General features: G+C 44.3%; 11 protein-coding genes. 8 read left to right on the top strand and 3 right to left on the bottom strand.

What is annotated here, in order from left to right:
* The 3 genes from KO499_RS01760 to KO499_RS01750 all read left to right on the top strand — a co-directional run.
* The coding region (locus KO499_RS01760; protein WP_323133307.1) for a transcriptional repressor KorB C-terminal beta-barrel domain-containing protein at window positions 1-344 on the top strand (344 nt) is incomplete at its 5' end.
* 298 nt (window positions 345-642) lie between these two features.
* Window positions 643-987 (top strand): IncP plasmid survival protein KfrB, encoded by a 345-nt coding sequence (gene kfrB, locus KO499_RS01755; protein WP_012774834.1) that lies wholly within the window; start codon window positions 643-645, stop codon window positions 985-987.
* Window positions 988-1,015: 28 nt separating this feature from the next.
* Window positions 1,016-2,335, top strand: coding sequence for a phosphoribosyltransferase (locus KO499_RS01750; RefSeq protein WP_012774833.1), 1,320 nt, complete (start codon window positions 1,016-1,018; stop codon window positions 2,333-2,335).
* A gap of 42 nt (window positions 2,336-2,377) precedes the next feature.
* Here KO499_RS01750 and KO499_RS01745 read toward each other — a convergent pair whose 3' ends face one another.
* The 3 genes from KO499_RS01745 to KO499_RS01735 are packed head-to-tail and all read right to left on the bottom strand — an operon-like array spanning window position 2,378 to window position 3,983.
* Window positions 2,378-2,815 (bottom strand): conjugal transfer protein TraM, encoded by a 438-nt coding sequence (locus KO499_RS01745; RefSeq protein WP_012774832.1) that lies wholly within the window; start codon window positions 2,813-2,815, stop codon window positions 2,378-2,380.
* Complete coding sequence (locus KO499_RS01740; protein WP_012774831.1) at window positions 2,815-3,540, bottom strand: TraL transfer origin protein; 726 nt, start codon at window positions 3,538-3,540, stop codon at window positions 2,815-2,817. The genes KO499_RS01745 and KO499_RS01740 overlap by 1 nt, the downstream gene beginning before the upstream one ends.
* Complete coding sequence (locus KO499_RS01735) at window positions 3,540-3,983, bottom strand: TraK family protein (RefSeq protein WP_012774830.1); 444 nt, start codon at window positions 3,981-3,983, stop codon at window positions 3,540-3,542. Before KO499_RS01735 ends, KO499_RS01740 begins: the two co-directional genes overlap by 1 nt.
* Before the next feature lie 373 nt (window positions 3,984-4,356).
* Between KO499_RS01735 and traJ the strand changes: the two genes are divergently transcribed.
* From traJ to KO499_RS01710, 5 genes are all read left to right on the top strand, one after another.
* Window positions 4,357-4,728, top strand: coding sequence for a conjugal transfer transcriptional regulator TraJ (gene traJ, locus KO499_RS01730; protein ID WP_012774829.1), 372 nt, complete (start codon window positions 4,357-4,359; stop codon window positions 4,726-4,728).
* Window positions 4,729-4,759: 31 nt separating this feature from the next.
* Window positions 4,760-7,156 carry a TraI/MobA(P) family conjugative relaxase gene (gene traI, locus KO499_RS01725; RefSeq protein ID WP_086959614.1) on the top strand — a complete coding sequence of 799 codons (2,397 nt, stop codon included), beginning with the start codon at window positions 4,760-4,762 and terminating at the stop codon, window positions 7,154-7,156.
* A complete protein-coding gene (locus tag KO499_RS01720; RefSeq protein ID WP_012774826.1) occupies window positions 7,153-9,057 on the top strand; it encodes a type IV secretory system conjugative DNA transfer family protein in 1,905 nt (634 codons plus the stop codon). The genes traI and KO499_RS01720 overlap by 4 nt, the downstream gene beginning before the upstream one ends.
* Window positions 9,054-9,581: a conjugative transfer signal peptidase TraF gene (gene traF / locus KO499_RS01715; RefSeq protein ID WP_012774825.1), complete on the top strand. Its 528-nt coding sequence runs from the start codon at window positions 9,054-9,056 to the stop codon at window positions 9,579-9,581. Before KO499_RS01720 ends, traF begins: the two co-directional genes overlap by 4 nt.
* A gap of 9 nt (window positions 9,582-9,590) precedes the next feature.
* Window positions 9,591-11,019: DNA topoisomerase (locus KO499_RS01710; protein ID WP_215982009.1), on the top strand; the 1,429-nt coding region annotated here is incomplete at its 3' end.

Raw genomic sequence — 11,019 nt, 5'->3', positions numbered from 1 at the left:
AAATTACCCGTCCAGCAGTGAAGCTTCTACGAGAATATTTGGATGATAAACGTCATCATGTCGAAGAAGAAGAAGATGAATCAGCCTTTACTGGTGAAGATGAAGAAGAAAATCAAGATCAGGAAGAATCAGGCAATAACGACCCTAAGCCACCTAAAGAAGTTGATCCAAACAAATTGAAAAAAGCGATTGTCATGGTGGTACATGATAGCCGTTCGGCTCGTTTGGTCCTAGACCGCCGCCCTTCTTCTGATGGTATGGCTTGGTTGAAGTATGAAGATGACGGCCACGAATTTGAAACTGACTTGGGGGATGTTCAGCTTATGTCCTTGATTGAAGGCTAGGTTACATCGTCACGAAGTCTGAAATTTCTCACTCCTAACTACCCCGCTCTATGCGGGGTAATTCTTTGCATGTTTGATTAGGTTGAAGGTTTTAAAATTGCCTTAACTTCGTGCAATTGAGCTACTTCTCATTAAAAACAACCTGATAAATATAAGGTTTTGTCATAATATTAGAGTGTCCTTGAGAAAAAAATATCGGTTATCGTTGGAACCGATCTCGATTGGTTGCCGAGATCGGTTTTTTGTGGCTGATTGCATTGCAACCAAATGCATTATGTAGAAGATAGGAGCGCCGCAGATGAAACAACGCTTATTGGTTATGAATGGCCAGCGAATCATTCAAACTGATAACAGTGGCGCATGGACAAATCAAAAGGTTGAAAAAGCAGGTGCGTTAAAGCCTGGTATTTACAATCTCTACATGGCGAAAGAGGCTGATAAGTCAAAAAGCCATGACGGCATGATAGTCCATGCTGACACCAATAAGGTTTATCAACAAATTGGTAAAAATTTTGTCATGCACTCTAAAGAAAATTTCGATATAGTACCTGAAGTTGGGAGTGTAAAAAGCATCAATTATGATGCTTCGGGGAAAGCTGTAGTTACCCAGGCCGTGAAGCTTAGTAGAGGTCGCTCCCGATAGTTTTAGCCGCTAAAACTGGAGGTGATTTTTGAATAAGTTAGGCATTGGAGAGCGTTCTCCTTGGGGAGATTTTCCAAAGTTAATTAGAAATGGTGATTTAGGTGCGTTAAAAAACGAACCTGAATACCAAGCGGCCAAGTCAGGAGACATGCCCGCAGCTATTGACCTGGTAGATAGATTGATTACTGATGAAACAGTGAAATCTATTAAGGAGTACATAGGGGAAAGCAAGCCCCGTATATTGCCTGTTTTGGCTGTGGAGTCAGCTGGCAATAATAAAATACCGTTGGCTATGGCTGAGGTTTTGGCAGATCGTTTGGGGTTGGATGTTGAATTAAATATCGTTCAGCGTGACAAGGTTGGTCGCACTGATACGGGGGCAGATCATCGCCTGGCGTTTAATCCAACTTTTGACGGAAATGTCAAAAAGGGTGAACAATACTTAATTGTAGATGACACTCTAGCAATGGGTGGAACCGTAGCCTCTCTAAAAGGCTATGTAGAGAATCGAGGTGGTCAAGTTGTGGCTGCGTCTGTTATGACCGCTCATGAAGGTGCGCTTAATTTACCTGTTAAGCCTGGAATGTTAGCGGCCATTAATAGTAAACACGGCCCAGCAATGAATCAATTTTGGAAGGATACTTTTGGTTATGAACTCGACAAACTCACACAAGGTGAAGCCGGACACCTCAAATCAGCCAAGACGGTTGAACAAATCCGAGATCGAATCACTAAGGCAAGATATGGCAACAGCGAGCGAGTGGGCCAGAGCGGAACTGAAACGCCGCAAGGCAGAGCGAGCACAGACCGTTCGGTCTTAGCTGGTAGTGGCTTACTTTCGGAGGCTGAAAGATTAGAATCTGAACAGTCTTCGATGTTGGATAGTGCTACAGTCGAGCAAAGCTATCAAGAGACATTAGCAACGTATGCACAAGCTAAACATGATCAAGTTGAACGTATCGAGGACCGTTTAGAAAATTTGATTAGTCGTCAGCAAGCTCGCTTACAGCAATCTCAACTAAGTAAGCCTGGGTTTCTATCTATGCCAGGAACAAAGAAAAACTGGATGGTTAGTCAGTCTCAACAGCAGTCGCGCTTACAAACGTTGCATGTTCGCCTAGAGGCTGTTCGAGAGATTAAAGATGGTATGGGTGTTCATTCTCCCCGTATTGATGAGTTAGCAACAAGGAAGATGAGGGCAGAAAACCCTGAACTAGCTGCTGATTGGGATTCAATGAGACAAGCCCAAAGGCATCACCAGGCGCTAGTTAAGAAACAAGAATATGAAAGGAAGCAAAACCAAGAGCGTTGCCGTTCGCATACTCTTGGGATAAATAAACCCTACTAACTAGAGAAAAGCCTGGGTTATCACTCCAGGCTTTCTTTTTTTCTACAGCGATGCCCATAACGCTACGCCTGCTGCAAATACTGTCATTCCTGCTGCTATTAGGTTCATCCTAGCTACTTGACGAGTTTCCTTATTCAAAGGGGCTACCTGCTCTTTTATTGTTTTCTCAATTTCACTCCTAGCAGCTTCTGCGGCGAGTTTTGCGCTTTCTTGCATCGAAGTCGCCATAGTTTGCTTACTGGCTGTCAGAGCGGCATTAAGCGTTCTTTCTGCCTTATTTTTAGCATCTTCCCCCCATCGGTGCGCAATTTCTTCTAACTCGCTTTTAAAGGAGTCTAGGATAGCTTGCTGAGCTTCGGTGCTTTCCTGCATCAAGCGATCATTGATCGTCTGCAAAATCAATATAGGGTCATCGCGACCAACGGCAATGCCGTGTTTGGCCGCGATTTCCTTTATGGTTTCTTCAACCTTGTCTGTCATTACAATACCGCCGCATTATCCAGTAGACCAAACACTTGACCGCGAACAATTTTCAATCGTTGTCGAGACATGATCGTCAAATTGTCATCGGCCAACGCTTCATCAAATGTTTTTCTGTTTTCAAGCATTTCAGAGAAATCACGGCCATAGGTTTCATCTTTTAGTTTTGGCAGGTCAATAATTGCTGAAACTCGATCTTTATTATTCGTGTACGCCTTCATTTGCTCGAACGACTTCCCTTGGTGCTCGATTGGCCCCCAATATGGATTCAACCACACAACAAAAAGAGCTTCTTTTGGGAACTGGTCTGCCAGTTGTGAAAAACCATTCACCGTGTCTAATAGTGATTGGCTACCAGCAATAACGGTATGAACTACAATCTCATGCCCCATTTCGTTTAGTAGGGCAGGGACTTCATTAGAAATTAGGTAGTGTGATAGCGGCACAAAAGAACTCGCACCATTATCAATAATGACGTCATTCTCGGTTGTCGCTATTAGCTCAACTAACGAGTCAAAATTGCGAGTATTAATTTCGTCGTCAGTCATAATATTTAGCCTGGTTACGTTCAGATATTTATAACCTTCGAACGTAGAATTTACAGGGTCAGTATCTATGCAAGTTGGTTCCTGACCTTTACTTTTTTTGTATTGAGCGACGATAGCTGCGATCACGGATTTACCTACACCGCCCTTACCTTGCAAAATGATATGTACTTTAGCCATTAGATTAGATCCTCTTTATTCGGTCTTGAATTGAAATTAAAGCCAGTAATTCCTTTTGGCTTATCTTTATTTTGAACTTGAGCAGAATCACTATTTTTTTCTAGTGACTTTGTTTCTGTCGGTTTTTCTGGCCCCTTAGTTGCGGGGGTTTCGTGTGTAACTTCTTCGGTTTTTTTAGCGGCTAAAAAATTTGAGCTGCTTTCCTTGTTCTTAATGTGACGATTAACATGCTTAGTGAAAGTCTCATATCTGCAATGAATCTTCCCTTCTTCTAACATGTGCTCCCAAATGGTTTTTACTGAGTAACCAGCGGCTATCGCTTCTTCTATATCCTTTTGTACAGCAAGAAATGCTACGACATTTTTATCCTGGCGCTTTCGTTTTTCGTCTCTCTTCTTTACCCATTCAGCAAGTTGATCAGTATATTTTTTTGCTTTCCCCATAATCACTTATCCGTCTTATCTCTTTCGTGATCACAAATCTATCACGTTGTGAGCTTTCATTATATCGCTATAAGCTCGCTATTTTATCGCTATATATCTGCTACTAACCTCCATTATAGGGGGTTTTGGCGAAATTTCACTATATCGTTTGTGCTATAGCGCAAATTTAGTGCAAAAGCTGCGGATAAATCGAAAAGGTTGGTGTACACTTTTCTTGGAGTTATTAACGCCGTAAGGCGGGCAGGATAGGTGAAGTAGCCCCACCAACAAGTTGGTGGATGCTACTTCACTCTAACCCTTATTCGCGCCTTCGGGCTCAACGGGAATCCTGCTCTGCGAGGCTACCGACTACCGTCGGAAAAGAGGAACAGCAATGACAGAAGAAAAAAAAGTAACTAGGAAAAACAGCACACCAATCAAGGTGTACTGCTTACCCGATGAAAAGGAATTAATTGAGGCACAGGCTGCGCGAGCTGGTATGAGTGCAGCAAGATACCTTCGAGAAGTCGGGCAGGGTTATCACATTCAAGGTGTGGTTGATTACGATCAAGTGCATGAGCTAGCGAAAATTAACGGCGATTTAGGCCGCTTAGGTGGTTTGCTAAAACTTTGGCTTACAAACGATGTCAGGACCGCTCAGTTTGGCGAATCAACGATTAGAGCTGTTCTTAGCAAGATAGAAGCTACACAAGAAGAAATGGGCGCCGTGATGACAAAAATAGTTATGCCGCGATCAGAACAGTGATTTTAGCGGCTAAAAATTTCAGGGGTCTATTTTGATAATTAAACACGTTCCGATGCGCTCTGCTAAAAAATCTGACTTTTCTGGTTTGGTGAAATATATCACCGATGAGCAAAGTAAGACTGAAAGGCTTGGTCTAGTCAATGTGACAAATTGCCATGCTAATACAATGCAGGCGGTTATTGGTGAGGTGCTTGCAACTCAGCATACCAACACCCGCGCAACGGGCGATAAAACTTATCATCTAATCGTCAGTTTTCGTCCTGGCGAGAAGCCTGATAGTGATGTTCTAAAAGCCATTGAGGAAAGGGTATGTGCTGGGTTGGGTTTCTCTGAACACCAAAGAGTAAGTGCTGTACACCATGATACCGACAATGTGCATATTCATATAGCTATAAACAAAATTCATCCTACCAACAAAACAATGCACGAACCCTTTCAGGCTTACCGCAAGTTTGGAAGCCTCAGTGATATTTTAGAGAATGAATATGGGCTTGAAAAAGACAATCACCAAGGTTTTAAAACCGTATCAGAAGGTAGAGCCTCTGATATGGAAAAGCACGCTGGTATAGAAAGCCTAGTTAGTTGGGTTAAGCGTGAGTGCTTAGAAGAAATTAGGGCCGCTGAAAACTGGCAGCAACTTCACCAGGTGTTAAGTGAAAACAGCTTAGAAATTCGCAAGCAAGGTAACGGCTTTGTTGTTGAATCTGCTGATGGAACTCAAGTGAAGGCAAGCACTTTAGCTAGGGATTTATCAAAGCAGAAGTTGGAAAAGAAATTAGGTGAATTTGAACAAATAAACAATCCCGTTCCTCCCCAAGATAAACGCCGCCGATATGAAAAACGACCTACGAAATTCAAAGTAAACACGACTGAGTTATATGCGAAGTATCAAGAAGAACAAAAACAACTAACCGCGGCAAGAAAGATTGAATGGATTAACGCCAAGGGAAGAAAAGATAGTCGCATCGAGGCTGCTAAGAGAAAAAACAGACTCCGTAGAGCTGCGATAAAGCTAATGGGTGAAAGTCGTCTAAATAAGAAAATACTTTATTCCCAGGCGCATAAAGCACTTAAAGCTGACATACAGGCTATCAATAAGGCCAATAAATTAGAGCGCCAAGCGTTGTATGAAAAGTATAAACGTCGAGCGTGGGCTGACTGGCTTAAACAAGAATCTTTGAAAGGTAATAAGACTGCTTTAGAAGCTCTGAGAGCGCGTGACAAGGCTAAGGCACTTAAAGGCGATGTGATTAGCGGGAAGCAGAAAAAAAGCTCCCCTGTCAACTTAGAGGGCCTTAACAAACCTAATGTTGCCCCAATCGGGAAAAAGCCTCCTGCATTTGCTAAAAATCGTCTCCGTTCAATGTCTTCACTTGGAGCTGTTCACTTTGAACACAAGCCAGGTTACGCCCCTGTTATGGATAACATTACCAAGAAAGGCACGATTATCTATAGAGCAGGTAAAAGTGCTATTCGTGACGATGGGGAGAAACTTCAAATCTCAAGAGAAGCTACAAATGAAGCGCTCAAAAATGCTTTGTTGTTAGCTAAAGAACGTTATGGCAGTCGAATTACTGTTAATGGGTCAGCTCAGTTTAAAGCCCAGGTGATTTTTACTGCCGCCACTTTAAATCTACCAATCACTTTTGCTGATGCGGGCATGGAGCGCCGCAGGCAAGATCTATTGAATCAGGAGAATAATCATGACCGACGAGAACAAACAACCGGAAGAACTGAACGAGGAAGATCTGATCGACCAAGCACTAGCCGCCTTGGACGAGGAATTACCGAGCACACCGACTCAGGAACCAGAACAACCATCGCAAACGACGACCGAAGCAACACCAACGGAGCAGATAGCGCCCCAAGTACAAGCAACTCAGTCGGTGGAGCCAACGCCGGAAATGATGGCGGCAATGTCCTCAGAAAGCCAAAGCCCAACGTTACAGGCATTGGACGAAACCCGCCGTCCATCGCAAAAAACCGTCTGCGAACGTTGTCCTCACTCAGTGTGGTTCGCTTCGCCCGAAGAAGTGAAATGTTACTGCCGAGTGATGTTTCTGGTCAGTTGGAGCACCAAGGAACCAAACCAGATAACCAATTGCGATGGGGAGTTTCTGGGGGGGGACGACTAAACCCTGGCGAGGTCGCTGTAAATAAATATTTATCTGAACGCGAGTCAAAACGTGCAAAAGGTTTCGATATACCGAAGCATTCACGCTATAATAATCAACCAGGTGCATTTACTTATGGCGGCATCCGTAACGTGGAGGGACAGGCTTTGGCCCTCTTAAACAGAGGTGATGAAGTTCTAGTGCTTCCAATTGATAAGGCTACCGCTCAGCGCATGAAGCGTGTGCGAATTGGTGAAGCTGTGACAGTTACCCCTCAAGGTTCGCTCAACAAATCAAAAGGAAGGAGCAGATGAATCCAAAAATAAACAATGCAGTTGGTCCTCAAGTCAGGGCAAAAAAAACAAGCAAAAATCGCACATTGCCCGCTTTGGGAGCCGTGTCGATTGCTGTTGGCTTACAGTCAGCGACCCAATACTTTGCACACTCTTTTAATTATCAAGAGTCGCTAGGGGCAAATATTAATAATGTATACGCACCCTGGAAAATTTTAAATTGGGCGAGTGATTGGTATAGCAATTACCCCAATCAGTTTATGGAAGCGGCCAGCGTTGGGATGGTTGTGACTTCGGTTGGTCTGTTGGGTGTGACTATCACAAAGGTAGTCACCAATAACAGCTCAAAAGCAAATGAATATTTGCATGGTTCCGCACGTTGGGCGGGTAAGAAAGATATTCAATCTGCGGGTTTATTACCTCGTAACCGTAATCTGTTGGAAGTTGTGACAGGTAAAGACGCACCAAGCTCAACGGGTGTTTATGTTGGGGGTTGGGAAGATGAAGAAGGAAACTTTTACTACCTGCGCCACAATGGTCCAGAACACGTTTTAACATATGCGCCAACACGTTCGGGTAAAGGTGTCGGTCTTGTTGTTCCTACATTGCTTTCCTGGGCGCAAAGTGCCGTGATTACAGACCTTAAAGGAGAACTTTGGGCTTTGACTGCGGGCTGGCGTCAGCAGTACGCAAACAATAAAGTTTTGCGTTTTGAGCCTGCATCAAATTACGGCGGTATTCATTGGAACCCGTTAGACGAAATCCGAATAGGCACTGAATACGAAGTAGGGGACGTTCAAAACTTAGCAACGCTGATTGTAGACCCCGATGGTAAAGGCATGGAATCACACTGGCAAAAAACCGCCTTTGCACTTTTGGTTGGTGTAATTCTACATGCTTTATACAAAGCTAAAAACGAAGGGACACCCGCGACCCTTCCTGCGGTTGATGCAATGCTTGCTGACCCTGAGCGCGACACAGGCGAACTTTGGATGGAAATGGCTACCTATGGTCATGTGGACGGTCAAAACCACCCTGCGGTTGGTTCTGCTGCGCGTGACATGATGGATAGACCAGAGGAAGAAGGTGGCTCTGTTCTATCGACCGCAAAATCATATCTAGCTCTTTACCGCGATCCAGTGGTAGCTCGAAACGTGAGTGAGTCTGAGTTCAAGATTAGAGATCTGATGAACCATGATAACCCTGTCAGCCTTTACATTGTTACGCAACCAAATGATAAAGCCCGTTTGCGCCCATTGGTCCGAATATTGGTAAACATGATCATTCGCCTGTTGGCTGATGAAATGACGTTTGAGAAAGGCCGACCTGTAGCCCATTACAAACACAGACTGTTGGCGATGCTGGACGAGTTCCCAAGTTTAGGGAAGCTAGAAATATTGCAAGAATCACTAGCTTTCGTTGCGGGCTATGGGATTAAGTGTTACTTGATTTGCCAGGACTTAAACCAACTTAAAAGCCGTGAAACAGGTTATGGCCCTGATGAAACCATCACATCTAACTGTCACGTTCAGAACGCATACCCGCCAAACCGAATCGAAACCGCCGAACACTTGTCTCGATTAACGGGCCAAACAACTGTAGTAAAAGAGCAGATTACAACCAGTGGGCGCCGTACTTCTGCGCTACTAGGGCAAGTATCTCGAACTATTCAAGAAGTACAACGACCGTTGTTAACGCCAGACGAATGTTTGCGTATGCCTGGGCCAGTTAAAAACGCCAAGGGTGATATTGATACCGCGGGCGATATGGTTGTGTATGTCGCGGGTTATCCCGCGGTTTATGGCAAACAACCTCTTTACTTCAAAGACCCTATTTTTCTTGCTCGCGCCCAAATTGAAGCGCCTAAAGTTTGCGATAAGTTACGAGTCGTCGAGCAAGTAGAGGAAGGGATTCAAATATGATGAAGCGAATTTATTCAGGTGTCGCAATTGTTGGCGCGTCTCTTATGGTGCTCGGAGCAACCTGTTATTTCTCTGGTGCTCGAATCAACACAACAAAAAGCATTCCTGTCGGCCTGTATTGGACCACTGACGCACCAATAGAAAAAGGGGCTTATGTTCTTTTTTGCCCGCCTGAAATTGGTGTGTTTGCTACTGCAAAAGAACGTGGTTACATCGCCGCCGGATTCTGTCCAGGTGACTATGGCTACATGATGAAGCGAATTTTAGCGGCTAAAGGTGACACCGTAAAAATCACTGATGAAGGGGTTTTAGTTGAAGGTAGCTTGCTGAAACACAGCAAGTTAAAAACTACGGACCCAGCAGGGAGAGAATTGCCTCGATACCAAACAAGTCAGTACACGCTTGGTAACTCTGAATTACTGCTTATGTCGGATGTTAGCGGAACCTCATTTGATGCCCGTTATTTTGGGCCTGTTAATCGTTCTCAAGTGAAAGCGGTTATTCGTCCAGTATTCACTTGGTAAGGAAAAGGTATGAGATTATTTATCGCAGAAAAACCCTCAGTAGCAAAAGCCATTGCCGCAGAGCTAGGAGTAACAGGTAAGGGTGACGGTTTTATTGAATGTGGCAAGGATAGAGTTACCTGGTGTTTTGGTCACATGCTGGAGCAAGCTGGGCCGGATGAATATACACCGGACGATGTACCTACGAATGACAAAGGCCGAAAATTATGGCGTGTTGAAGAACTCCCAATTATTCCTCAACAATGGATTTTAAGACCCAAAGACGACGCCAAAAAACAGGTGAAAACTATCGGCAAGTTGATCAAGTCTGCCACTCAAATTGTGAATGCTGGGGACCCTGACCGTGAAGGGCAATTGCTTGTTGATGAATTGCTAGTGCATTTCAATAGTACACAGCCAGTTCTTCGCTATTGGGCTAACGCTATTGACTCCGTATCTGTTAAACGTGCGTTAACCAACATGAAAGATAACCGCGAATTTCACGGCTTCGCCCATGCTGCGGAAGGGCGAGGTAAAGCTGATTGGTTGATAGGTATGAATCTATCCAGGGCGTACACTTTGAGAGCACAAAGAGGCGGCTCAAGAGCTTTATTGACAGTAGGCCGCGTACAAACACCTTCCCTTGCTCTAGTAGTGAATAGGGACCGTGAAATCGAATCTTTCAAGTCTATACCGTTCCATACTATTCGAGCTGAAATTAAACATGAGTCCGGCAGTTTTTGGGCGGGTTGGAAAGCGAAAGAAGATCAGGAAGGGCTAGACGAGGAAGGCCGTCTAATCGACACACAGATTGCTGATAAGCTAGTTGAGTCCCTGAGCGGTAAACCTGGAACAATCACAGATTATATCCAACAAGCCAAGAAGCAAAATCACCCGCTTACTTTTAGCTTGTCTGATATGACCGCCTTGGCATCAAGAAAATTTGGGTTCAGTGCTCAAGATGTACTAGATACGTGTCAATCATTGTACGAAACACACAAGTTAACTACTTACCCAAGAACTGACTGTGCGTATTTGCCAGAATCTCAGTTTGAAGATGCGCCCGCGGTTCTAGCAGCAGTGAAAGCGGTAAACCCTCATTTATCTTCCATCATAGACCGAGCAGATACGGGAATAAAATCCCGCACTTGGAATGATGCGAAAGTCTCGGCACACCACGGCATCATTCCCACGATGCACAAAGGAAATTTGAACAAACTTAATGACAAAGAAAGAGCTATCTATGACCTGGTTGTAAGAGCCTACCTTGCGCAGTTTTATCCAGTGCATGAGTTCCTAAGTACAACCATCACTGTTGACGTTCAAGGGGAAACGTTTGTGGCTAAAGGGAAGGTTGTCACGTTTGGTGGTTGGCATGATGTGTATTTGGACGAGTCCGAGGAAGACGAAGGCGATCAAGATGGTTATGAACAATCATTACCAAGAATGACAAAGGGCG

Origin of the sequence: Marinobacter sp. F3R08 (genome assembly GCF_018860425.1) — a bacterium.
GTDB lineage: Bacteria > Pseudomonadota > Gammaproteobacteria > Pseudomonadales > Oleiphilaceae > Marinobacter.
Note: the sequence above shows the minus strand (reverse complement) of the source record. Positions and strands in the feature narration are given on the sequence as shown.